The organism is Microcoleus sp. w1-18aA5 (genome assembly GCF_036701705.1).
In the GTDB taxonomy this organism is placed as follows: Bacteria; Cyanobacteriota; Cyanobacteriia; order Cyanobacteriales; family Microcoleaceae; genus Microcoleus.
The window spans coordinates 184,648-207,708 of sequence record NZ_JAUPTE010000001.1; the positions used below are offsets into that span (position 1 = coordinate 184,648).

The 23,061-nt window shown below is 44.3% G+C and carries 23 protein-coding genes; 17 read left to right on the forward strand and 6 right to left on the reverse strand.

Annotated features, from left to right (window positions below):
• The first annotated feature begins 107 nt into the window (after window positions 1–107).
• The 4 genes from Q5691_RS00870 (at window position 108) to Q5691_RS00885 (ending at window position 3,346) form a co-directional block, all read left to right on the forward strand.
• Window positions 108–872, forward strand: coding sequence for a hypothetical protein (locus Q5691_RS00870; RefSeq protein ID WP_333210227.1), 765 nt, complete (start codon window positions 108–110; stop codon window positions 870–872).
• 48 nt (window positions 873–920) lie between these two features.
• Window positions 921–1,682, forward strand: coding sequence for a DNA-binding protein (locus tag Q5691_RS00875; RefSeq protein ID WP_333343738.1), 762 nt, complete (start codon window positions 921–923; stop codon window positions 1,680–1,682).
• Window positions 1,683–2,030: 348 nt separating this feature from the next.
• Window positions 2,031–2,729 (forward strand): aquaporin Z, encoded by a 699-nt coding sequence (aqpZ, locus tag Q5691_RS00880; RefSeq protein WP_333210231.1) that lies wholly within the window; start codon window positions 2,031–2,033, stop codon window positions 2,727–2,729.
• Between the two features lie 128 nt (window positions 2,730–2,857).
• Window positions 2,858–3,346, forward strand: a complete 489-nt coding sequence (locus Q5691_RS00885) for a gluconokinase (RefSeq protein ID WP_333210233.1) — start codon at window positions 2,858–2,860, stop codon at window positions 3,344–3,346.
• 181 nt (window positions 3,347–3,527) lie between these two features.
• Here Q5691_RS00885 and Q5691_RS00890 read toward each other — a convergent pair whose 3' ends face one another.
• Window positions 3,528–4,505: a carbohydrate kinase gene (locus tag Q5691_RS00890; RefSeq protein WP_333210235.1), complete on the reverse strand. Its 978-nt coding sequence runs from the start codon at window positions 4,503–4,505 to the stop codon at window positions 3,528–3,530.
• Between the two features lie 223 nt (window positions 4,506–4,728).
• Here Q5691_RS00890 and Q5691_RS00895 point away from each other — a divergent pair, with 223 nt between their 5' ends.
• The 8 genes from Q5691_RS00895 (at window position 4,729) to Q5691_RS00930 (ending at window position 11,080) form a co-directional block, all read left to right on the forward strand.
• Window positions 4,729–4,917, forward strand: coding sequence for a hypothetical protein (locus Q5691_RS00895; RefSeq protein ID WP_333343739.1), 189 nt, complete (start codon window positions 4,729–4,731; stop codon window positions 4,915–4,917).
• Window positions 4,918–4,948: 31 nt separating this feature from the next.
• Complete coding sequence (locus Q5691_RS00900; protein ID WP_006633901.1) at window positions 4,949–5,224, forward strand: photosynthetic electron transport-dependent transcriptional regulator PedR; 276 nt, start codon at window positions 4,949–4,951, stop codon at window positions 5,222–5,224.
• Between the two features lie 34 nt (window positions 5,225–5,258).
• Window positions 5,259–5,540: a hypothetical protein gene (locus Q5691_RS00905; protein WP_333083165.1), complete on the forward strand. Its 282-nt coding sequence runs from the start codon at window positions 5,259–5,261 to the stop codon at window positions 5,538–5,540.
• Between the two features lie 116 nt (window positions 5,541–5,656).
• Window positions 5,657–6,931: a histidine--tRNA ligase gene (hisS, locus tag Q5691_RS00910; protein ID WP_333343740.1), complete on the forward strand. Its 1,275-nt coding sequence runs from the start codon at window positions 5,657–5,659 to the stop codon at window positions 6,929–6,931.
• Between the two features lie 303 nt (window positions 6,932–7,234).
• Window positions 7,235–7,984, forward strand: coding sequence for a Uma2 family endonuclease (locus Q5691_RS00915; RefSeq protein ID WP_333343741.1), 750 nt, complete (start codon window positions 7,235–7,237; stop codon window positions 7,982–7,984).
• A gap of 96 nt (window positions 7,985–8,080) precedes the next feature.
• The gene (locus Q5691_RS00920; protein ID WP_333343742.1) at window positions 8,081–9,205 is read left to right on the forward strand and encodes a DNA cytosine methyltransferase; all 1,125 of its coding nucleotides are present in this window, start codon (window positions 8,081–8,083) and stop codon (window positions 9,203–9,205) included.
• Window positions 9,206–9,278: 73 nt separating this feature from the next.
• Window positions 9,279–10,502: an AAA family ATPase gene (locus tag Q5691_RS00925; protein WP_333343743.1), complete on the forward strand. Its 1,224-nt coding sequence runs from the start codon at window positions 9,279–9,281 to the stop codon at window positions 10,500–10,502.
• A gap of 2 nt (window positions 10,503–10,504) precedes the next feature.
• Window positions 10,505–11,080 carry a hypothetical protein gene (locus Q5691_RS00930; RefSeq protein WP_333343744.1) on the forward strand — a complete coding sequence of 192 codons (576 nt, stop codon included), beginning with the start codon at window positions 10,505–10,507 and terminating at the stop codon, window positions 11,078–11,080.
• Between the two features lie 21 nt (window positions 11,081–11,101).
• Here the strand turns inward: Q5691_RS00930 and Q5691_RS00935 are convergent, their stop codons facing one another.
• Window positions 11,102–12,316 (reverse strand): class I SAM-dependent methyltransferase, encoded by a 1,215-nt coding sequence (locus Q5691_RS00935; RefSeq protein ID WP_333343745.1) that lies wholly within the window; start codon window positions 12,314–12,316, stop codon window positions 11,102–11,104.
• A 241-nt stretch (window positions 12,317–12,557) separates the two neighbouring features.
• Window positions 12,558–13,742 (reverse strand): NAD(P)H-quinone oxidoreductase subunit H, encoded by a 1,185-nt coding sequence (locus Q5691_RS00940; protein ID WP_333210250.1) that lies wholly within the window; start codon window positions 13,740–13,742, stop codon window positions 12,558–12,560.
• A gap of 57 nt (window positions 13,743–13,799) precedes the next feature.
• Between Q5691_RS00940 and rsmH the strand changes: the two genes are divergently transcribed.
• The 3 genes from rsmH to Q5691_RS00955 all read left to right on the forward strand — a co-directional run bounded on the left by rsmH (window position 13,800) and on the right by Q5691_RS00955 (window position 17,870).
• Entirely contained in the window at window positions 13,800–14,702 is a 903-nt protein-coding gene (gene rsmH / locus Q5691_RS00945) for a 16S rRNA (cytosine(1402)-N(4))-methyltransferase RsmH (RefSeq protein WP_333343746.1), read from the forward strand.
• A 562-nt stretch (window positions 14,703–15,264) separates the two neighbouring features.
• Window positions 15,265–16,938 carry a SpoIIE family protein phosphatase gene (locus tag Q5691_RS00950; protein WP_333230745.1) on the forward strand — a complete coding sequence of 558 codons (1,674 nt, stop codon included), beginning with the start codon at window positions 15,265–15,267 and terminating at the stop codon, window positions 16,936–16,938.
• Window positions 16,939–17,447: 509 nt separating this feature from the next.
• Complete coding sequence (locus Q5691_RS00955) at window positions 17,448–17,870, forward strand: ATP-binding protein (protein ID WP_006633914.1); 423 nt, start codon at window positions 17,448–17,450, stop codon at window positions 17,868–17,870.
• Window positions 17,871–18,215: 345 nt separating this feature from the next.
• Here Q5691_RS00955 and Q5691_RS00960 read toward each other — a convergent pair whose 3' ends face one another.
• Together Q5691_RS00960 and Q5691_RS00965 are read right to left on the reverse strand one after the other, a co-directional pair.
• Window positions 18,216–18,641: a nuclear transport factor 2 family protein gene (locus tag Q5691_RS00960; protein ID WP_333343747.1), complete on the reverse strand. Its 426-nt coding sequence runs from the start codon at window positions 18,639–18,641 to the stop codon at window positions 18,216–18,218.
• A 347-nt stretch (window positions 18,642–18,988) separates the two neighbouring features.
• Window positions 18,989–19,951, reverse strand: a complete 963-nt coding sequence (locus Q5691_RS00965; protein ID WP_333210258.1) for an orange carotenoid protein N-terminal domain-containing protein — start codon at window positions 19,949–19,951, stop codon at window positions 18,989–18,991.
• A 209-nt stretch (window positions 19,952–20,160) separates the two neighbouring features.
• Between Q5691_RS00965 and queG the strand changes: the two genes are divergently transcribed.
• Both queG and Q5691_RS00975 read left to right on the forward strand, forming a co-directional pair.
• A complete protein-coding gene (gene queG / locus Q5691_RS00970) occupies window positions 20,161–21,126 on the forward strand; it encodes a tRNA epoxyqueuosine(34) reductase QueG (RefSeq protein ID WP_333343748.1) in 966 nt (321 codons plus the stop codon).
• Window positions 21,127–21,302: 176 nt separating this feature from the next.
• The gene (locus tag Q5691_RS00975) at window positions 21,303–21,941 is read left to right on the forward strand and encodes an HAD-IA family hydrolase (protein ID WP_333210261.1); all 639 of its coding nucleotides are present in this window, start codon (window positions 21,303–21,305) and stop codon (window positions 21,939–21,941) included.
• A gap of 151 nt (window positions 21,942–22,092) precedes the next feature.
• Here Q5691_RS00975 and Q5691_RS00980 read toward each other — a convergent pair whose 3' ends face one another.
• Window positions 22,093–22,920, reverse strand: coding sequence for an SWIM zinc finger family protein (locus tag Q5691_RS00980; RefSeq protein WP_333210263.1), 828 nt, complete (start codon window positions 22,918–22,920; stop codon window positions 22,093–22,095).
• Between the last annotated feature and the right edge of the window lie 141 nt (window positions 22,921–23,061).

Consider the following 23,061-nt stretch of genomic DNA (forward strand, 5'->3'; position numbering starts at 1 on the left):
CCTACAAATCTGTATGAATGATGTAGACGCGATAACTAGAATAAAATCAAAATAACTATCTATATCAAATGTGAAAAATTATGGTGACTCATCAGATCTTACGCAAGATGTCTGCCGCATTTCTCCTGTTAGCGGTTGCCCTATCATGCAGCTCAACTACGGCAATAACTCAAGCAGAAAAGGTTGAAGAAAAGCCAAAATTGCAGGTTGGTTACGGCGATTTGATATTTGACTATGAATCAGAATATATGATGATTCCCGTTACTTTATCTGGCGATGAAAAACAAGCGGGATTTCCCACTGTCTCACCACTATACGATTCTTATGAAGAGTCTAGGGGTAGCGGAATAGTTGGTTATAATATGATTTTTTATAACAAAAGTAGCGGAGAGTCTAATATTTTATTAAACAGACCAGCGTTAATCTCCAAATTTGAATATTTGTTAGGTAAACAAGAACCAGAAAATCCAAGCCAGGAAAATGTACAAACAAATCAACCAAAGCAAAATCGATCCAACAAAGCATCCAGCAAGCCTCAGAATCAGTTGCTGTTATTTCACATCATAGATAGCGATACAAATGCTGATGGCAAACTTGACAGGGCGGACGCAATTATTGGATATTTATCTAACTTGGGAGGCAAATCGCTTCAGGCAATAACTCCGCCCGATACCCAGTTAATGAGTTGGGTATTTGATGAAAAGAGCGGCGGAATTTTTCTCACTATTAGAAAAGACTCGGATGGCGATCGGAAGTTTACCGAAAAAGACGGTATTGATTTTGTCCGAGTGAATGTCAGCCAACCCAATGTTGGCAAAGAGATAATCGACGGTAAAACTCGGCAAAAATTGCAAAAAATTCTTATTAATTAAGAGTAAAGATAAGGTGCATTACCTAGTTTAAGTGACAGGAGATTTGCTTTGAAAACACTATTTTTGGCTTGGCAAACCCCGGACAGCGGTTCTTGGTTTCCGATTGGTCGGTTGACATTTAACGGCAAAGAATACCAGTTCAATTATACAAATGGTGTTCGAGAAGCTAAACTTAAGTGCGGGTTTCTGCCTTTGCCATCTTTCCCGAATTTCAATAATGTTTACACTTCACAGAAACTGTTTTCGTTGTTTTCTAATCGAGTGATGGCGCGATCGCGCCCTGAGTACCCTGAATTTGTACAATGGTTGAATATCCCTGAACACGAACATGACCCAATTGCTTTATTGGCGCGCAGCGGAGGCAAACGGGCAACTGATAAATTTGAGGTGTTCCCTTGTCCCGAACCAGATGAAAATGGACGTTACTGTATCCATTTTTTTGCAGATGGACTGCGATACCTTTCCAAGTCGGCAATTGAACGGATTAATCGGCTTCAAGTGGGCGAACTTTTGTATTTAGCCCACGAATTTCAACATCCGCGCCCTTCCCGTCTGCTTCTGTGTACTAAAGATCACTGGATTGTCGGCTATTGTCAGCGCTATCTGGTGGATGATCTTTTTGAAATTATTTCGCAGCATCCAGAATTGGTTCGCGTAGAAGTCGATCGTCTGAATCAACCCCCAACACCCCTAAAGTTCCGCTTGCTGTGCAAGATTACTGCCGATTGCCAGCAAGGCTTTCGACCCTTCAAAGGCCCGATGTACCAGCCGGTTAGCAGTGATGTTTTAGCTGCAAGTGCGATCGGATAATCAGCAACAATAAGTAAAATTACGATCGCAGAATTAGGAAAAAAGTCAAGTTAATTATTGTGAATTGAATACAGATTGAATACAGAAAATTGCACAATTTAGACGAATAATTAGCTAGCTGTTGACATTTTTTACATAATAGAGTATCTTTGAGCTAATTTATCGATTCCAAATTCCGCATTCTCAGTCAAGCCCATACAATTTATGAAAATTATTAGAGCTATACGCTGCTAATAATTTTCATTAGTATTTTTGTGCTAAATGAAACAAATACGAGTTTTAATTTTTATACTTAGAACTCGTATGAGTGCGAAATTGACCGATTAGAAACTTCCGCAAATTGTAAGTATGAACAAAAAAATAAAGATTGGGGTTGCTGAAGCTTTTGGTACTTTTGTGTTGGTATTAGGTGGATGTGGCAGTGCGGTTTTAGCTGGAGACAAAATCGGTTTTTTGGGAGTTTCGATCGCCTTTGGTCTATCCCTCTTAATCATGGCTTATACCATCGGCCCTATCTCTGGATGCCACATTAATCCGGCGGTAAGCATCGGTTTAGTAGTTGCCAAACTGATCGATGCTGTTTTGCTTCCTTATTATATAGGAGGTCAGATTGTAGGGGGAATTCTAGGCGGTCTTGTTTTGTATATGATAGCATCAGGAAAACCAGGTTTTGATGCGGCAGCTTCGGGATTTGCATCTAACGGTTTTGGAGAACATTCTCCCACTGGTTACGGACTTTTGGCAGCAGCTTTGACGGAAATTGTACTGACTGCTTTTCTGTTATTTACAATCATGGGTACTACCCATCCCAAATATCCAGTCGGTTTTGGTGGAATTCCCATCGGCTTGATGCTGGTGTTGATTCACTTAGTCGGAATTCCCATAACTAATACTTCAGTTAACCCAGCTAGAAGTATCGGTGTTGCACTTTTTCAAGGCGGATGGGCAATCCAACAGTTGTGGGCGTTTATTGTATTCCCAGTGATTGGTGGAATTATCGGCGTTTTGGCTTATAATCTCATTAAACCCACTATGGAAGAAATTTGATCGAGAATCAAAAATAAACCGGGTTTATTGATTTTTTTAGGGTGGTAGAATTCATCCGGCAACTTAAGAAACCCGGTTTGTCGATCGCACAACTTGATAAAATTGCAAGTATTCGGTAAATAGATGCCATGATTACGATCGTGATGGGAGTCTCAGGTTCTGGGAAAACAACTGTTGGCAAGTTGCTGGCGCAATCTCTCAATTGGGATTTCAGCGATGCCGACGATTTTCACCCATCAGCTAATATCGATAAAATGAGTCGGGGCATTCCTTTAGAAGATGCTGATCGCCTTCCTTGGCTATTACAATTGCAAGCTACAATAGACAGGTGGCTGTTAGAAAATAAAAATGTGGTTTTGGCTTGTTCTGCTTTAAAAACATCTTACCGCGAAATGCTCTACCGAGACCACAAGCGAATGAAGATAGTTTATCTAAAATGTTCTTTTCAGCTATTAGCCACAAGGTTAAAAACTCGCGAAAATCACTACATGAAAGCAGATTTGCTGTTAAGTCAGTTAGACAGTCTCGAAGAACCTGAAGATGCAATTATCATAGATGCTTCGCAGCCGTTAGAGTTAATCTTGCGCCAAATTAGAATTCATCTGATGTGCCGTTAATTGGACACAATAAAACCTCTAATACCAAATCTAGCTTCAATACCCCTTAATTTCTTAGTTTCTCTCCGCTAGGAGAGATTTTTAAGGCGGATTTAGTATAAAAGTTATTTTTTTATGAAAAACCTAGTTTTTGAACTAAATTTAGCCCCCTCTTCGTTTCCAGGCTGATAGGTTTGCGGCCCTAATTTTTGTACAAATACAAGAAAGCTTCTACTTCAGCCCCAGTAGGTTGAGCTCTAATGGCCCCGGGTTTCATCGCTGTCATCGCACCTACCGCACTGGCATAAGTTACAATTGTTTGGGCTATTTTTGGATCGGCTAAATTCTTAATTCCCTGCTTGCACAACTGTCGCACAAAACCAGCCAGAAATGCGTCGCCTGCACCTGTTGTATCCTCAACATCTACTGTAAATGCGGGGATTTTTCCTTCATTTTCAGAGATACAATAAGCGCAACCTTTCTCGCCTGCTGTCACCAAAACGCCTTCTACAGAATCGAGACGGTAGGTAATAGCTCCAGCGTCGGTAGTGTCAAACAACCATTCGGCTTCTTCCTCAGATAACTTGACAAAATCAACTTTTTTTAATATTTTTCTAATGCGCGCTTTTGCTTCGTCTGGATTTGGCCAAAACACGGGACGCCAATTGATGTCAAGTATAATTTTAACGTCGTACTGTTCTGCTAGTTCGATCGCTCGGATGATCGCCTCTCGACTTTCAGGATAAGCTAATTCTAAAGTGCCTAGCACTAAATATTCGGCATTTTCAAACAGCACTTCGGGTAGTTGTGCAGCGAGGAGGCGGGTGTCAGCAAAATCCGCAGTATCAAATTTGCCAAAACCGGCAAAAGATCGATCGCCCACTTCATTTCGCAAGACATAAACTTGTCGCGTCGGCGCACTTGGATGTCGCTGCAATCCAGCAATATCAACCCCTACTTCTTGCAACACCTGCACTAGGGAATTCCCCAATTCATCCCCACCTACAGCACCGATAAATCCCGCCGCCGTCCCCAATTTAACCAAAGCACAGGCAACATTAGCAGGAGCACCGCCGGGATATGCAGTCCAAGATTCTACCTCTTCGAGAGATACTCCTGGTTTGTCTGCTAAACAATCAAATAAAACTTCACCCAGACACAGAACGCGAGGATAAGTCATAGAAATTTGAGATTTGAGATTGGAGATTTTAGACAAGCAGTAGACAGGTCAATAATGATTTTTAACCCATCCCAGGAAAATTGCAAGCTATTTTTTTATGGCTGCTCCTATAATATCAGACTTACTGATATTGGCAGTTACTCCCTAAAGGCTCAAATATAGTGCGGGGGTATCAGTTAGTTGTTTTACGCGCCAACATCTGCAGGTTGGGTCCGGATCTCAGATGGAGGTAGGTAAAGGCAGCATCCGCCACCCGACGCACAAGCAGTGGTGGCTGCCCGTCTTGCCTTGTGCGCGCTGGGTTTGCACTCGTGGCGATTCTGCAAGCGAGTTGGTGCTTCTGGCCCGAAAAAGTAGCACAGCAAATTTAATTTTCTCTTCATACTTGATCCCTCATCCTTTAGAATTGTAGATAGGTAAATATGCAGACATAGGAAAAATTTATGAGTGGGATTGTCTCTGGAACCCCTGTCACCCTGTCGGACAGAGAATTGCAAGTGGTAGAGTTAGTAGCAGCGGGATTGACTAATGAGAAAATCGCCGAAAAGTTAGAGATTAGCAAGCGTACAGTTGACAACCACATTAGCAATATCTTGAACAAGACGCGGGCTGACAATCGAGTTACACTTGTACGCTGGGCGTTGCAGTGGGGAAAGGTATGTTTGGACAATATTAACTGCTGTCCTCTACCGCGGCCGATCGATAAAGAAGTATCTTAAGTAGGGATTTTGGTTGGAAACAGGCAAAGAAATGATGCAAACGGCACAAGAAAAACAACTCCGCTATCAAATTCAAAGCCCTGGATTGCCGCTGGCGGTGTATCGCGAAGTGGCGACCCATTTGCGTCAAGTTGAAGGGGTGCAAACCGGTTTAATTCCGCAGCAGTCGCAGCGGTTTGATTACTACGACAGCCAAGTTGGGGGTTTGTGGATACAGTATCCTGAAGGGTTCGATTTGGCAGGTCGCGAGCGGGTCGATCGCATTTTGGCTTATTATGGCGATCGTTACGGAGCGTGGGAATTATTAAGTCATTAGTTATTGGTAATTGTTGACTGCTAACTGTTGACTGTTAACTAATGACTAATGACTAATGACTACTGACTAATGACTAATGACTAATGACTACTGACTAATGACTACTGACTAACAAAATGAGTGCAATTAAAACTTTACCGGGAACGCGGGATATTTTGCCCGCTGAAATTCAATATTGGCAAAATATAGAAGAAGTCGCTAGAACCATTTTAAAAAAAGCGGCTTATCGAGAAATTCGGACGCCAATTTTTGAACAGACATCTTTATTTGAACGCGGCATCGGCGAAGCTACCGATGTTGTGGGCAAAGAAATGTACACTTTTAAGGATAAGGGCGATCGATCGACTACTTTGCGACCAGAAGGCACAGCCGGAGTAGTTCGAGCTTTTATTCAAAACAGTTTGTACGCGGCGGGAGACGTGCAGCGTTTGTGGTATGCGGGGCCGATGTTTCGCTACGAACGCGCGCAAGAGGGAAGACAGCGGCAGTTTAATCAAATTGGCGTGGAAGTCTTGGGGAGTGCGAATCCTCGTGCGGATGTCGAAGTAATTGCGATCGCCTGCGACATCCTGCAAACCCTCGGTTTAAAAAATTTGCGCCTCGATATTAATTCTGTCGGAAATAAGCAAGACAGACAAAATTACCGGCAAGCTTTGATAGATTATTTTACACCGCACAAAGACGAATTAGACGCCGATTCCCAAGACCGCTTGACTCGAAACCCGCTGCGGATTTTGGACAGCAAAAATCAGCGTACTCAAGAAATTGTAGCTGGTGCGCCGAGTATTTTAGAATATTTGGGAGAGGAATCGCGATCGCACTTCGAGCAAGTGCAGCTTATGCTCACAAATTTAGGAATTAGCTATCAGTTAAATCCCAGATTAGTGCGCGGTTTAGATTACTATACCTACACCGCATTTGAAATTATCTCCGACGATTTGGGAGCGCAAGCAACAGTTTGCGGAGGCGGCAGATACGACGGTTTAGTCAAGGAATTGGGCGGCCCAGATACGGCGGCAGTCGGTTGGGCAATGGGTATCGAAAGGTTGATTATCCTGCTGCAAAAGTTACAACCTTTGCCCGCGCCGAAGTTAGATTTCTATTTTGTATCTAGGGGCGAAAAAGCTGAACAGCAATCGGTATTGTTAGCTCAAAAATTGCGAAGTGTGGGGTTTAGTGTCGAGATAGATTTGAGTGCTAGTGCTTTCGGGAAACAGTTTAAAAGAGCCGACAGAAGCGGTGCAGTTGCGTGTTTAGTTTTGGGAGATGCGGAAGCTGAAAACGAGACGGTACAATTGAAGTGGTTGGCGAGTGGTGAACAAAGTGCGATCGCCCAATCTGAACTACTAGCAATGACAAACGAGCTACAGCAGAAAATTAACAACCCTTAGAACTCTCGGTTTTAGCCCAGTCTAGACCCCCTAAATCCCCCTTAATCAGGGGGACTTTGACGGCACTCTTGTCCCCCCTGATTGAGAATGGCTTTGACGGCACTCTTGTCCCCCCCTTATTAAGGGGGGCTAGGGGGGATCTAGACTTCGATACAAACAAAAGAAACGGTCGGTTTCCTCGTTACCAGGCTCTGCCCGGTAACGCATATCCAGAGGATCTGCCTCGTCATTAAGCCATTAACATGAATCCGAAAAACCAAGAGATATAATTTAAACATTAAAACATTTAACCTCTGATAAACTATGTCTGTAGCCACTAAAAATTATGAAACACAACTCACAATCACCTGGCCGCTACTACCAGAAGATTTTCAACTACCAGACGACCCAGTGGAAGACGAAAGCGAACCATTATTAGCCGCCGCTTTGCGCCAGCCACTAACAGGATTTCCTGAATTAATGCAGGAGGCCTTAATTGTTTCCAACTTTGCCTTGTGTGCCGGCATAAGTTTCCCAGGTTCAAGCAGCGACGAACAGCGTATTATCTGCAAAGCACCAGATTGGATGTACGTGAAACCCGTCAATCCAAAAAATGTCTCGCAAGTCCGCCGTAGTTACACGCCACACACAGAAGGAACCATCCCCCAAATCGTGATGGAATTTCTTTCAGAAACCTATGGAGAAGAATACTCTGTAGAGTTTACCTCGCGGGTGGGAAAGTGGTATTTTTACGAGCAAGTAATCAAAGTACCCCGATACATCATATTCCGAGCCAAAACAGCTCATTTAGAAGTTTACGCTTTAGAATCAGAGCACTACAACTTGCAAAAACCTGATGAAAATGGACGTTATTGGATACCGGGATTAGACTTGTTTTTAGGAGTTTGGGAAGGAACCCACGAAGGAAGGACAGGCTGTTGGTTGAGGTGGTGGAATCCTGAAGGCGAATTGTTGCTTTGGTCGGAAGAACGGGGCGATCGCGAAAGACTCCGCGCTGAAAAATTGGCCGAAAAACTGCGTCAAGCGGGGATCGAGTTAGATGACGAAGAGTGAAATATCAATTGATGAGTCGAATTCGATCGGGTTTTGGTATGATGACACTCTTGTGGTGCGGGCATCCAGCCCGCCCTTGGCTAACTTTGCACTCCTATGTTAATCGAACGTCTCCAGCCGATCGCCTGGGCAAAAAAACCGCGACTCATATCTTTATTTTCTGGTTGCGGCGGCATGGACTTGCCCTTCCACCAAGCCGGATTTGAGGTAGTTTGGGCGATCGACTCCAATAAATACGCCTGCAAAACATTCAGCCGAAACATTGCTGATGTCATCGTCAACGACAGCATAGAAAATATAGACATTGCACAAGTTCCCGAAGCAGAAATATGTATAGGAGGGTTCCCCTGTCAAGATTTCTCCCTAATTTGGAAGCGCCCCGGACTTGAAGGAACCAGAGGCAATTTATATACATACTTTCTCGATTTTGTCAACAAAAAAAAGCCCAAAGCTTTTGTAGCAGAAAACGTCAAAGGTTTATTAAGTGCAAATAATTATCAAGCAATAAAACAAATAATTTCTGACTTTGAAAGTATCGCTCCGGGCTACTTAGTTAAACCTAAACTCTACAACTTTGCTGATTACGGAGTTCCCCAATTTCGCCAAAGAGTCTTATTAATTGGCATTCGGATGGATACAGGATTTAACTTTGTGCATCCTCAGCCAGAATACGGTCAAAATCGCAAAAATCCATATCGAACAGCGGGCGAAGCACTCAAAAATGTGGAAGCAGTTCTTGACAATAACCAACATCATAAAATTCAAGCCCGCACCGTTGAAATTTTAAATCGAATTAAACCGGGAGGCAATTTCTCTGATATTCCCAAGGATAGCCCATACTATGTCAAAGGCATGATCAGTCACGTTTATCGGCGAATTCATCCAGATAAACCATCATCGACAATAATTGCTGGTGGAGGTGGCGGAACTTGGGGTTATCATTATTTAGAGCCGCGTTCTTTGACAAACCGTGAAAGGGCAAGATTGCAAACATTTCCCGATGATTTTGTTTTTGAAGGTTCTACGACAGAAGTGCGGCGGCAGATTGGCAATGCAGTGCCGCCGCAGGGAATCGCTGCCGTTATTGAGTCTTTGATTCCGCTATTTAAGGGGGATTATCCCCAAGTTGATTTATATGAAATGAGTAAAAAGTTGCAGGGGATGTCTATTCAAGAGCGATTGAGATGGGCTGAATTAGAACCCAGTCAAAATATTTTATAATCAGCAAGTAGTTTATAGTACAATATTGCTAAATATCGAGCTAATTATGTAGCTGATAGAGTGAATATTCAAAATGCTGAAAGAACTTCATCTAAAACAAGTCGGAACCGCCCCCCAGTTCGATGTAGAATTTGCCACTCGCATTAATTTATTTACTGGCGACAATGGTTTGGGGAAAACTTTTTTGCTTGATGTTGCTTGGTGGGTACTAACTGGAAAATGGGCGGATAGTCCAGCTTGGCCACAGCAGGGACAGGGCAATTCCCCGGAAATAACTTCTCTTTTAAGCAATCAAAAAAAATCCGATAAATATCGAAGTCTGTTTAGTTTTTCCGAACAAAAGTGGTTAGACATTGGCAAGTATTCTAGTTTCAAAGGGTTAATTATTTACGTCCGTGTTGATGGATTTTCAGTCTTAGATCCTGCCCGTAATCGCTTAGCAGCTTATCACTTCAATTATGATAGTCTTTGGAATGGATTGATTAATTCAGAAGGAAAATTTATCTGTAATGGTCTAATTCATGATTGGGTGAACTGGCAACGTCAACCAGACCGAGCTCAATTCCAACTATTATCTCGCGTCATTAAACAACTTTCTCCCGATGCTGATGAATGGATGGAACCGGGAGATCCCATCAGAGTTTCTGTTGAGGATGTGCGTGAGATTCCTACCTTGAATTTTCCCTATGGCAATGTTCCGATTATCTACGCATCAGCGGGCATTAAGCGAATTTTAGGATTAGCTTATTTGTTAGTATGGACTTGGTATGAACACACAATGGCTTCTAAGTTGCGGCAACAAGAACCTCTGGATAAGATAATTCTTTTAATCGATGAAGTTGAAGCTCATTTACATCCACAGTGGCAACGTTCAATCTTGCCAGCCATCTTAGAAGTAGCGACAAACCTCGAAAATGAAATGAAACTTCAGCTCATAGCTACAACTCATTCTCCGCTGCTACTTGCCTCAATCGAGCCTGAATTTGATGAGGAAAAAGATAAATTATTTTTGTTTGAGTTACAAGGTAAAGATGTAACTCTTAATGAAGTTCATTGGACAAAACATGGGGATGCTGTTGGCTGGCTAACTTCAGATATTTTTGGGTTAAAACAGGCTCGTTCCCGCGAAGCAGAAATAGCGATTGAGGCTGCGTATACCTTCATGCGAGGAGAAAGCATGGAAACTTTTCCTGAATACCTCAGAACTAAGGATCAAATTCATCAGGAACTCCTGCGAGTTTTACCAGAACACGATCGCTTCTGGCCGCGATGGATTGTGAGCACCGAGGTAGAGTAAAAATGATGCGATTTACTCCGCCAGCGGAACCAGCAGATTTTGAGCAACAAGTGCGACAAGCAGGCAATAATTGGTTAGTTAAAAATCCTACTAAAGAACCAAAAGATTTTTGGTCTTCCTTCAAACCTCAATTAGCTAAAGAGTTCCAAAATCTTTGTGGCTATTCAGTTATGTACATACCGAGTCGGATGGGTACTGTAGATCATTATTTGAGTAAAAGTAAAGCAGAAAATCGGCATTTGATTTATGACTGGAAAAACTATCGCTATGCTTTGCAACGGGTAAATAGCTGCAAAGGAACTTACGATAGACAAATTCTCGATCCGTTTGAAGTAGAAGATAATTGGTTTGAGATTATCCTACCTTCTTGTCAGTTGATTTTGACTGATGCGATTCCTTCCCACGAGCGCGATCGAGCCGAATTTACCCTCAAAAAGTTACAGCTTCAGAATAGTGAATGGGTGATAGAACAACGTCAGGAGTGGTATCGGATGTATCTAGAGAACGAACTTAATTTAGAAGGGTTAGAAAAGAAAGCGCCTTTAATCGCTCGTGCGGTTAGAAAACAGCTTAATTAGTTAATAATCAATCTAAAATAATCAATCAGGCACTATCAAACCCTTCAAAATTCTCCCCTTCTCCTCCTCCCTCAACCCCTTCGACTGCACCAAAACCCCAAACCCCCCCAAACCCATCGGATCGATCAACTGATGCAAAGCCTCCCGGCGCCGCAAAAACGTTGCCAAATCCAATACTTCCGCATCATTTGTAGACAGAGAAGCAATACGATCGCCCAAACCCAACGCCATCAAAAACAAAGCCTGCTGAGTAAACCCTACCACATCCAAACCGCACAATTCACCCTGCCTTTCCAGCGCCGTAAAATTAACATGAGCCGTCAAATCCTGCCGCCCCACATTAATATAAGGATTGCTGTGATATCGGTGGCGATAATAACACTGTAGCGTCCCCTCCCTGCGCCTCGGATTGTAATAGCGGTGCGCCGCATAGCCATAATCAATAGTTAACAAATATCCTCGCTGCAACTTTTGAGCAACTGTACTCATCCAGTTCAAAGCAGCCAAATTTACCTCACTGCGATATCCGTCCCCATAAACACTCGCCGACAAATCGATGCCCACAAAATCCAAATACTCGCCAATTTTAGGGGTGGAAACTTCGTCAATTACTTCAATAAATTTTATCTCTTTTTGTTCATTCTTGGGCGTTTCTGCGGCAACGTAAATCTCCCTAACTTGCCCTTCTTCCAGAATGAATTGATGCACTGGCAAAGCATCCACTAACTCGTTAGAAAAGAAACAGCCCACAATCGAATTATTAACTATCTCATCCCAATCGCACCACTTAACACACTTGATATCACTTAAGCTTTGGCGTTGTTCCGCTTGAAGTATTGGCGAAATTTCAACAATTATGTATGTTAAAGCTTTAAATAAGTCGGGATGTTGCCGTTGCAGATATTGCAGCACATTTTCTGCAAAATTCCCCCGCCCAGCGCCCATTTCTACGATCGCGAAATTGAAGGGGCGATCGAGCAATTCCCACATTTCCAAAAACTGCTGTGCCAAAACCTCCGCAAAATCAGCACCCCAATGAGACGACGTGATAAAATCGCCTTGTTTGCCGATCGAGGGGCGATCGCTATTATAATATCCGTGCTGCGGATGATATAATGCCAAATCCATATATTCAGCAAAAGTAATTCGCTGCTGCGGAGTTGCCGCAATTCTTTCGCAGATTAAAGCGCAGAGCTCCGGGTTGCTGTCATTGATATCTGATTGCTGAACTTTCATAATTTATCGAATCAAAGTTGATGTTATTTCCTTTGTGAAGGAGAGATTTTTTTATTAACCGCAGAGGGCGCAGAGGGCGCAGAGGAAGAGAGAAGAGAGAAATAAGGTAGATTTTAGCGACGTTAATAGCAATATTAATCGATATCCATCCGCGTTTATCCGCGTTCATCTGCGGTTTAAAAAAATTAACCCGGTTCCACAAAAAAACCGGGTTAAGTTCTCAGATAAAAACCGACAAAACCTACCTGTCAACCGAGCCCATAATAATGTCGATACTCCCCAAAATCGCCACCAAATCCGCAATCTTCACGCCGCGCACAATGTGAGGCAAAATCTGCAAATTATTAAAATCCCCAGTCCGAATCTTCCAGCGCCAAGGAAAGACACTATCATCCCCGATAATATAAATCCCCAACTCACCTTTGCCGCTTTCAACGCGGACATAATGTTCGCCCTTGGGAATCTTAAAAGTCGGCGCTACTTTTTTGCCAATAAACTGATAGTCAAAACCATTCCATTCAGATTTTGGCCCGCTTTCGAGTCGCTTCGCTTCCAAATTCTCGTAAGAGCCACCGGGGAGTCCTTTCAAGGCTTGATAGATAATCTTAACCGACTCGCGCATCTCCCGAACCCGCACCACATACCGGGCCAAACAATCGCCAGCAGCTTCGGTACAAACTTCCCAGTCGAAGTCGTCATAACATTCGTAATGGTCAACTTTCCGCAAATCCCACTTAACGCCGGAAGCGCGCAACATCGGACCGGAAAGTCCCCAGTTAATCGCTTCTTCGCGAGAAATAGTACCCAGGCCTTCAATCCGGCGGCGGAAGATTGGATTGTTGGTAATTAAACGTTCGTACTCGTCAATTTTGGGAACGAAATAATCGCAGTAATCTTCGCACTTATCTACCCAACCGTAAGGCAAATCGGCGGCAACTCCGCCAATGCGGAAATAGTTATTATTCACCATGCGATAACCTGTGGCTGCTTCCCACAAGTCTAAAATCATCTCGCGATCACGCATAGTATAGAAAAAAGGAGTTTGCGCCCCCACGTCCGCCAAAAACGGCCCCAACCACAACAAATGGTTAGCAATCCGGTTCAACTCCAGCATGATTACCCGAATGTAACTCGCCCGTTTGGGGACAGCAATATTCGCTAACTTTTCCGGCGCATTTACTGTCACCGCTTCGTTAAACATCCCCTCAGCATAGTCCCAGCGGCTCACGTAGGGCACGTACATCACGTTGGTGCGATTTTCGGCGATTTTTTCCATCCCGCGGTGCAGATAGCCCAAAACAGGCTCGCAGTCCACTACGTCTTCCCCGTCTAAGGTGACGATTAACCGGAGTACCCCGTGCATGGATGGGTGGTGCGGCCCCATGTTGAGCACCATCGGTTCGGTTCTCGTCTCAATTCTTGACATAATTAAATGAATTAATGATTACTAGCTATTGTTGATTTTTGTTTGGCTTTTATGATTATGAAGGATATCGAGCTCTCTGAGAAGGATACCCCTGGATCAGATGTCAGTATTGACACCTATCACGTTCCAGTTTTGGGTCAAGAATTAATTGCGGGTTTGGCTGTGCGTCCAGGCGGGCACTATTTGGACGCGACGCTTGGGGGCGGGGGACACACGAGTTTGATTTTAGCGGCGGCGCCAGATGTTACAGTGGTGGCGATCGACCGCGATGAACAAGCCATCCGTTTTTGCCAAGCCCGATTTGCCAACTCGCCCGTTGAGTTTTGGCACGGCAACTTTGCTGAATATCAGTCCTCAGAGGCCGAATTTGATGGTATCATAGCAGACTTGGGCGTCAGCTCTGCTCAGTTCGATACACCGGAACGAGGATTTAGTTTTCGCCACCCAGCTCAACTAGATATGCGTATGAACCAGCAGCAATCTTTGACGGCAGAAGAGATTATCAACCACTGGGAAGAAGTTAAACTAGCAGATATTATTTACAAGTACGGCGAGGAGCGACTGTCGCGGCGGATCGCGAGGCGGATTGTGCAAAGCCGTCCTTTTCAAACTACAACAGAACTTGCAGGCGCGATCGCCTCCAGCTTCCCCCCCAAGCAGCGCAACGGCAGAATCCATCCGGCCACCCGTACTTTCCAAGCTTTAAGGATAGCTGTCAACTCCGAACTCGCTTCTTTAGAAACTTTCCTCAACCAAGCCCCACGGTGGTTAAAACCCGGTGGGAGAATCGGAATCATTACATTTCACAGTCTCGAAGACCGACCAGTCAAGCACCAACTCAGAGGAACACCCAATTTGCAGGTACTGACAAAAAAGCCGATCGTCCCACAATCCGAAGAAGTCGCTAGAAATCCCCGCTCTCGTTCTGCTAAGCTCAGACTGGCAGAAAGAATAACTTGATTCGGCAGTAGTAATATGCTTGCTGCAAAAAGTTCAGAGATTAAGGAGACTTGCATGCAGCAATCAAGTACGATTCGGCAAAGATGTAGGGAATAGCGCCAACAACCCACCACTAACCCTCCGGGTACAGTGGGGCTGGAAATACAGCCGGTGTTGACCAGACTTAGGTAGCAATACCTGCGTTAGTAGTAAGTGTTAAAATTCACACCGAGGACAGTACCCAGCTAGTTAAGAACTCTGCAATCAGAACATTAATTAGCCGTTTTGAATGCTGGTGTGTTTAGAAAAGTACCAACTGCTAACAAGGTCATTGCTCGTATCACAGCGTGAAAGCTGACTCGGGAATTTTCCCTATTGAAGCGGCCTACCGAGGCGGGTTACAGTATCGAAAGCCTCTCATCTGTGCGAACAGATGGTGCGAAAGGAATGCTCACCTTGAGGTAAAACGGGTTTCTTTAACTCAACTTGACGTAACTGATATGTTGCATATATCCAGCCCCCCTTTTCCTCCCGCCACCTTGCTGATTACAGCTATGGTGGGGGTTTTCAAGGGGGAAGAAAGATGAGTCGGGGAGATGGAAGCAAGCTGAAACTGATGGTAGTCGATGACGAACCCGACAACTTGGATTTATTGTACCGGACGTTTCGACGCGACTTTCAGGTTTACAAAGCAGATAGCGCCCTCAGCGCCCTGGAAGTTCTAGACGAACAGGGTGAGATGGCGGTGATTATATCTGACCAGCGGATGCCAGAAATGAATGGCACCGAGTTTTTGGGGAAAACAGTCGAGCGATTTCCCGATACGATTCGGATTCTGCTAACGGGATACACCGATGTTGAAGATTTGGTTGAGGCCATCAACTCAGGTCAAGTTTTCAAATACATCACCAAACCGTGGAATCCAGAAGAACTCAAATTGGTGATCAATCAAGCCTCAGATACTTACAAATACTACAAGCAGCGCAGCGTTGCATTGCGCCGCGCTTTACGCAAGGAATCTCTGTTCAATGAGGTAATGAGCGTGATTCGCGGGTCGCTTGATTACTCTAGTATGGTACAAACTATTGTTCAAACCGTAGGTCAAACTTTTGAGGCCAACTATTGTATGCTGCGGCCGGTAGAAGCCGATCGACTATTGCCGAGTACCTTCCCCTACCAATCCCAAACCTCTGAAGCCAGTAGCTTTTCTTTTGATGAAAATTTGCTGGTTCAAGCCGTAGCCAGCCGCCAAACTCAAGTGAACCCAAACAGTGGGGGGGATGGTAACTCGGTTGAGATTGCCGTGCCCCTGACTTACCAGCAAGAATTGCTGGCGGTACTGGCTTTGTGCCAGATTGGCGGCGCTAACCCTTGGTCGGCAGAAGATATAGAGTTAATAGAAGGTGTAGCAGCTCAAGCTGCTCTCGCCCTGTCTCAAGCTAAGCTCTACCAGCGGACTCTGGATTTAGCCAAGCAGATGCAAAACGAGTTGGAAGTGGCTCGCCAAATCCAAACAAACTTGTTGCGCCAAAGTTGGCCGGATTTTGAAACAGTCAGGGTGCAAGCTTGCTGTTATCCCGCGCGGGAAGTTGGCGGCGACTTTTTTGAAGTCTACGTTCACTCTCAGGGGGATATTTGGATAGCGGTGGGAGATGTTTCGGGTAAGGGAGTTCCGGCTGCTCTATTTATGGCCAGCGCGATTTCGGTGATGCGGCGGGAACTTTCCCAAGAAGTTTCTCCAGAGCCCGATCAAGTTATGCAGAACATGAATAGCACTATGTCTGACGACCTGATCGGCAACAACCATTTTATTACAATGGTTGTAGCTCGTTACACTCCGTCAACCGGACACCTAGCCTTTGCTAATGCCGGTCACATTTACCCGATTGTTTGGTCTCACTCGGAGGTGAAAGCTCAAGCCGCTAGCGGTAAAACGCCAGCCGAGCCGAATTTCCTGAAAGCTCGTGGCATTCCCTTGGGGATACTACCAGTTTGGAGAGGCAAAGCAGGTGCGATCGAACTAAAGTCAGGAGATGTATTTCTGCTGACGAGTGACGGAATTACTGAAGCTAGCGTGACAAGTCAAGCGGTAGCAGGGGGTGTACCAACCCGTTCTATGCTACAACAAGAAGGGCTTTGGCAACTCTTGATTCAAGAACCTGGTTCTTTCAACTTGGACAATTTGTTGGCTCACATCCGAGCCGATAATCCCGTTCAGGAAGACGACCAAACCATACTCTCTCTGGAGGTTCTTTGAATCTGTCAGCGACTCCCGACGCATAGTCGGGGGTGAGAGCCGAAAAAACTTAAGCCCTGCTTGTTGACGGCCCATAGAGTAGTCCTGCAAAGGACGGCGTTATCGTCAACAGTCAAAAACCACAGTAAAAAACCTAGCCGGCGATGACGCAGCTAGTTTCCTGAATCGCTTTACTGGGGGATTAAATACCTGTCAAGGGTTAAGGTAGAAGGCATTTGTCAGAAAAAACCAACGCTTAAAAGCAAAGGATTGAAACACAGATTTTTATACTTCGCTGCTTGCAGTCTCGGTATAATTATCAATTGTTAATGGGCTTTAAGCCCCTAACAAAATTTTTCAACTATACTCTTAACTTCTGCCTTCTACCGAATGACGAATGCCTGATTTTTAAACAGAAAAGGCTAGTATCCTCCAAGTAGCGACAAGTATTGAGGCCGAATCCATTCGGCGCGTCGTGTTTCATACCTGGTGTGAAGACACAGGGGTTTTCAAACTTACGGGATTTTTTTATGAATACTGAGCTTCATGTGCCAAGCGACTTGCGGTTTTTAACAATTGTTGAAAATTGGTTGCTGAGCAGTTTGGAAGTAGAGCTAGGAGAGCACGTCGATTGGCCACGTCAGTCGAATCGTTTGCGCTTGGTGTTAGCAGAAGCCTATTCTAACGTGATCCGCCATGCTCACAAAGATCAACCCAATTTGCCCGTGTTAATTCGCTTGAATTTAAAAAATAGGGATATTGGTTTAGAAATTTGGGATTACGGTAAAGGTTACGAAATGGATACTTACAATCCGCCGAGGCCGGAAGCTAAACAGGAAAGCGGCTACGGCTGGCTGATTATGAGTAGACTTATGGATCGGGTGGACTACACTTTGCAAATAGACGGTCGCAACTGTCTAAAGTTGGAAGCGAGTTTGCCGGAAAAATCTTAATTAGTCATTAGTCATTAGTCATTAATGATTGGCAATGCACTTTTTGACTCGCTTTGGCTGTCTGTCGCACGCTGCGGTGACAGCCAGTTTTTCGTGCAGTAGCGTCCCTCTCTAAGAAACTGTAAGATTGTAGGGGTACAGTCCAGATCGCACAAATACCGCAGAAACGGGATTTTTATACCGTGAGTGGCACTTTACCAAAGATTTGGAAAAAACCCGGTTTCTGCCTGATTCTGGCGATAAAGAGCCGATTAACCTGGCGATCGCACGACTTTAGCTATTACGTGCGATCGACAGGTCAAACCCCAATAGGCAATTTAAATCTGAAACAGATTATCAAACAGCTTATTTCTTATGTGACCGCAGATTTAGCAATTCTTGGGGAGAAGCTAACAGTTTGACCGTAACAGAAAGGATTTTATGGTCAGAATTGAGCAAGAACAGCCATCCGACATTAACACCAAATGCGGAAGTTTGCACCCGGCCGCTGACCTGAACTTCCACAGTGCCATCTTCTAAAATTTGGCTGACACCTTTCTGGGGTTCTAGCTGCATTCCTCGTGCTTCTTTTTTTAGATAAGTGGCGATCGCAATCCTGCCGATAATTGGATCTTCAAACGGCGCGTGCAGAACCCCATCATCGGCAAATAAATTAGCCGTCGCTTCAAAATCCCCCGCGTTTAAAGTTTCAAAATATTGCAGTATCCCTGGCATTGTGATGCCTGCAATCTTTATAGAGTTAGTTAAAATAGGTCGAGTTGTTGCGGTCATAAAACAAGTGATTTCAAATGAATGATTATACTGTAATCATTCTCTTTGTCGCAGCAAATCCCTCAAAAGATATAAGTAGGGGTAGGGAAATAATTCTCCGAAAAAAGGAGGAATCGGGAAGCGCAGAGCGTCGATCGCAGATTTCAGAGCGATCGACCAAAATCAATCCTACTTTCAAAAAATACAAGTGTAGCCAAGCTGTAAACCCTGATACAATCACTCATTTTTCATCCTTTAATTCTTGAATCTAAAATTTAACATCTAAAATCTAAAATGATATAAACCCAGACACCTAATGGCATCTGGGTTTCTGGGCCAGCCTGTTTAACAGAGCCAACAAGAATATTCTATTTGCGGATCAAATTGAGCAATTCTTTAGGAGATGCCAACAAGTCGATCGCCACAAAGAAAATTTGACCTTGGGGATCGAGCAAAAACCGCCACGCGATGTTCATACCCACATTCGATCCGAACCAGGGAGTTTCGACTTTGCCAGTGACTTTCACTTGTCGGTAGCCATCTTCGGCAGGTTCCGATACGCCTTGCTGGGGCATCATTTTCAGTCCTACGCACTCTTCCCGCATATAGTTGAGGATAGCGTCGCGACCAACGATCGGCTTTTGGAAAGGTGGTTGCAGGGCACCTTCTTCAGCAAATAAACCGACGGCTGGCGTGAAGTCGAAGGCGTTCATGTAGTCGATGTAGCTGAGTACAGTTTGCTCGCTAATACCCTCAATTTGGGTTTTCACCCGCTCTTCTGGAGCGGTGGGAGTGCTGCGGGGGGCTGAGCGTTTGCCGTACTCTTGGTTAAAAGCAGGGTCATAGCCCATGTTAACTACGGTGTTGCGAAGTACGGTAATTTGTTGACCCGGATCGAGTTTTTTGATGGTTTCGAGAACTTGGGTGGCTTCGGGAGACATTTGATAGCCAGCGGGGATCGGAGCGACAAGGCCCTGTTTCATCAACTGTCCCAACTCATACCAGAAACCGAGTTTGGTATTGACGCGCAAAGAAGTGTAAATCCGGCCAATTGTTGTGTCGGCGTTGCTGGCTAGGTCAAACATGGTTTTGCTTTGAGCAGCCGGCGACATTTGCTTGATTTCGCTCAGAATGCCTTCGACAAGCGCCATGCTGGCTACTCCCGGTGCTGCTGCGGTAATGGAAACGCCCATTTCGGTGTAGGCATACCAGAGCAGTGCGAGTTGGTCTTCAACGCTGAGTTTGTAGAACGCTTCCGTGGTAGCCGGAACAACGCTAGCGATCTCGGTGTTGGAAAAAATAGATTGAGCTGATTGAATACTAACTGCCATATGTATGCTGTGGGATTCGCTGTCGGTTTTACTTGCGTACTTGAATTAGCGAATCGAATTCTCCCTAAATTAAATTATGTAACATTTTTGACATTTTGGAGTTCAAACTTATAAATATAAAGATTGTAAAAGAATTATCAATACTGTCCCAAAAATACTCTTAAAACTACTAGACTTATGGCACAAATTGTGCAGTGGTTTCTTACGTGATGAAAAAATCAATTAATAGCGATCGCATTAAGCAAAAAGCCCTTGAGTTGGGATTTCACAAAGTGGGGATAGCCTCAACAGACGCGGATTTTGATTTAGAAAAACAAAGATTGCAAGCTTGGCTGGACAAGGGTTATCAGGCGGATATGGCATGGATGGCAAACCCGAAACGGCAGGATATTCGATCGCTCATGCCAGAGGTGCAGTCATTAATATGTGTCGCCATCAACTACTACACACCTCACCAACGCCCCTCAAATCCCCCTTGTGAGAGGGGGGACGATACAGCGGTCGAATATGCTAAAATCTCTCGCTACGGTTGGGGGCGGGATTACCACAGAATTTTTCACAAAAAACTGAAGGTTTTGGCAAATTGGGTGCGATCGCAAGGCGAGGGAATTGAAGCGCGGTATTATGCTGATACCGGGCCAATTCAGGATAAAATGTGGGCGCAGCGTGCCGGGATTGGCTGGATTGCCAAAAATGGTAATGTAATTTCGCGCGAATACGGTTCTTGGGTGTTTTTGGGCGAAATCTTGACTAATTTGGAGTTAGCGTCGGATGAGTCTCATACGGAACATTGCGGTACTTGTACTCGCTGCATTGAGGCGTGTCCGACGGGAGCAATTACTGAGCCTTTTGTGGTGAATGCCGATCGATGTATAGCCTATCACACGATCGAGAATCGAGCCGAAAAATTGCCCGACGAAATTGCATCTAATTTACAAGGTTGGGTAGCAGGTTGCGACATTTGTCAGGATGTTTGTCCTTGGAATCAGCGATTTGCTAAACCAACTGATGTGGCAGAGTTTGAGCCTTATCCTGAAAATATAGCACCGACACTTGCAGAATTAGCCGACATTTCCGACGAGGAATGGAACCGCAGATTTACAGCTTCCGCGCTGCGGCGCATTAAACCGGAAATGCTGCGGCGAAATGCCAAAGCCAATCAAATTAACCCTTAAAATTTGAGATGTTCGTCAGGGTGCTTAGGGGGCACATTACCCTATAGATAATAACCCTAGGGTATGTACGGAGCGCCAATAGTCAATACATTATGCAGTAAGTCATTCCCCATCTAAAATCTAAAATCTAAAATCTAAAATTGTATGATACCCGGTTCCTTATTTGCTATTGTCCCATGACCAAAGTAATTATTTTTGATTTTGACGGTACTTTAGCAGATACAATCGATATTCTTCTGAGCATCACCAACCGTTTGTCAGTAGAATTGGGCTTTAAGTCTGCGACCAAGGAGCAAATCGCTCAACTGAGCAATTTAACTTCTTGGCAACTCCTTCAGTATTCTGGCATTTCTATCTTCAAATTCCCGCTGTTGATTAGAATGTTGAAAGCAGAGTTACGCAGCGAAATTCCCAACATTCAATTATTTCCGGGAATTAAAGAAGTTTTACTGGAGTTAAAAAAACTGGGATTTCAACTGGGCATTATCACATCTAATTCCAGAGAAAACGTCTTGGCATCGATGGAAAAAAACGGTTTGCAAGATACTTTCACATTTATTTACTCGGGTTCAACTTTTGGCAAACATAAAGTTATTAATAGCTGGCTAAAAAGAGAAAATATAAATGCTAAAGAAGTTGTTTATGTGGGAGATGAGATTAGAGATATAGAAGCTGCTCGAAAAACAGGAATTAAGGTAATGGCTGTAGCTTGGGGTTTTAATTCTCAGGAGGCTTTGGCTGCACACAATCCCGATTTTTTGATTAAACGCCCCCAGGAATTGATAGAGATTATGAGTAATTTGCGAGAAGTGTAAACTGAAATTGCCAAAAGTAAGACTCCTCGGTGGAAATCAATTCTACACAAACTCTCGTTGCAGCAGAGAGGGACTAAAGAATAAAAGGGGTATTAAAGCCTGATTTGTTATCAGCTATAGTCCCTATTATACTCTGTAAGAGTAAAATCTATTAATCTCCTTCGCCCCGTTTTAGTGCTGCTAAAACTGCTTGCTGGCTAACTGCTTGGTAGATTTTGCTAAAATGTTGCTTGAGTGCGTCAGATGCGGGCGAGGATTTACTAGCGCTTCCTTTTCCGTCGGTGGCGATGGGAATTGGGCCTAAGATATCTAATACTGTTTCGCTGCTGGGTGGGGGTACAATAACTACTAAAGATGATTCTAGCTGCTGATTGTATTCCCAAAAGCGATCGACCTTTGGCAATTTAGAATTCGCTGTGGGCGCATTTTCGCCGGAGTTGAGTTGAGAATTTTCCTCTCCTTGCGTACCTCGTCTTTGACGAAGTGCTGTCAAAATTTGCTCTTTGGTTCTCCCCCGCAGTTGAAAGAGTACGAAGGGGTCTTCACTGAAGCGATCGCCCAATAAGTAGTATACTGCACTGATGTGTTTGCAAGGGTTTTGCGGGTCAGGACAGCTACAGCGCGATCGAATATCAGATAAACTTAACGGAAATAGCGTTTTGCCCGCCGCTGCAAATACATCTTCAATATTGTGCGGCATTTCTCCTGCTAAGAGTTTAGCTGAAAAAACTGCTCTTTGAGACATATTTTCAATCACATAATCCCAATCTTCATCGCTTAAGGTGTCTAGGCCTAAAGAAACTTGATAGGGTTTTGGATCAGTGCCTTGAACTACGGCAATTACTTCTTGGTTAGGGAATTTAATGCTGAGAACTTTACCTTCGCGCGCATATTGCCAGCCACGTTCTAAGCGCTTTTTGAAGCGATAGGTATTGATTAAATCTAACCACTGTTGTGTCCACCATTCTCTGTCAATCATTTATTTGGGAATTGGGAATTGGGCATCGGTCATAGGGCATCGGGCATTGGGCATCGGGCATTGGGCATTGGTAATTGGGATGTTGAATTCAGAAAGAAAAAAACAGCTATCCGTGTATTCGTAACTTCCGTGTCATGCTGT

Coding starts and splice junctions, on each gene's coding strand:
- Q5691_RS00920 (WP_333343742.1), top strand. CDS start 8,081: ATGTTAATCGAACGTCTCCAGCCGATCGCCTGGGCAAAAAAACCGCGA.
- Q5691_RS00935 (WP_333343745.1), bottom strand. CDS start 12,316: ATGAAAGTTCAGCAATCAGATATCAATGACAGCAACCCGGAGCTCTGC.
- Q5691_RS00925 (WP_333343743.1), top strand. CDS start 9,279: ATGCTGAAAGAACTTCATCTAAAACAAGTCGGAACCGCCCCCCAGTTC.
- Q5691_RS00965 (WP_333210258.1), bottom strand. CDS start 19,951: ATGGCAGTTAGTATTCAATCAGCTCAATCTATTTTTTCCAACACCGAG.
- Q5691_RS00890 (WP_333210235.1), bottom strand. CDS start 4,505: ATGACTTATCCTCGCGTTCTGTGTCTGGGTGAAGTTTTATTTGATTGT.
- Q5691_RS00915 (WP_333343741.1), top strand. CDS start 7,235: ATGTCTGTAGCCACTAAAAATTATGAAACACAACTCACAATCACCTGG.
- Q5691_RS00980 (WP_333210263.1), bottom strand. CDS start 22,920: ATGATTGACAGAGAATGGTGGACACAACAGTGGTTAGATTTAATCAAT.
- Q5691_RS00975 (WP_333210261.1), top strand. CDS start 21,303: ATGACCAAAGTAATTATTTTTGATTTTGACGGTACTTTAGCAGATACA.
- Q5691_RS00900 (WP_006633901.1), top strand. CDS start 4,949: ATGAGTGGGATTGTCTCTGGAACCCCTGTCACCCTGTCGGACAGAGAA.
- Q5691_RS00960 (WP_333343747.1), bottom strand. CDS start 18,641: ATGACCGCAACAACTCGACCTATTTTAACTAACTCTATAAAGATTGCA.
- Q5691_RS00930 (WP_333343744.1), top strand. CDS start 10,505: ATGATGCGATTTACTCCGCCAGCGGAACCAGCAGATTTTGAGCAACAA.
- Q5691_RS00940 (WP_333210250.1), bottom strand. CDS start 13,742: ATGTCAAGAATTGAGACGAGAACCGAACCGATGGTGCTCAACATGGGG.
- Q5691_RS00905 (WP_333083165.1), top strand. CDS start 5,259: ATGCAAACGGCACAAGAAAAACAACTCCGCTATCAAATTCAAAGCCCT.
- Q5691_RS00895 (WP_333343739.1), top strand. CDS start 4,729: ATGGAGGTAGGTAAAGGCAGCATCCGCCACCCGACGCACAAGCAGTGG.
- aqpZ (WP_333210231.1), top strand. CDS start 2,031: ATGAACAAAAAAATAAAGATTGGGGTTGCTGAAGCTTTTGGTACTTTT.
- hisS (WP_333343740.1), top strand. CDS start 5,657: ATGAGTGCAATTAAAACTTTACCGGGAACGCGGGATATTTTGCCCGCT.
- rsmH (WP_333343746.1), top strand. CDS start 13,800: ATGAAGGATATCGAGCTCTCTGAGAAGGATACCCCTGGATCAGATGTC.
- queG (WP_333343748.1), top strand. CDS start 20,161: ATGAAAAAATCAATTAATAGCGATCGCATTAAGCAAAAAGCCCTTGAG.
- Q5691_RS00885 (WP_333210233.1), top strand. CDS start 2,858: ATGATTACGATCGTGATGGGAGTCTCAGGTTCTGGGAAAACAACTGTT.
- Q5691_RS00870 (WP_333210227.1), top strand. CDS start 108: ATGTCTGCCGCATTTCTCCTGTTAGCGGTTGCCCTATCATGCAGCTCA.
- Q5691_RS00950 (WP_333230745.1), top strand. CDS start 15,265: ATGAGTCGGGGAGATGGAAGCAAGCTGAAACTGATGGTAGTCGATGAC.
- Q5691_RS00955 (WP_006633914.1), top strand. CDS start 17,448: ATGAATACTGAGCTTCATGTGCCAAGCGACTTGCGGTTTTTAACAATT.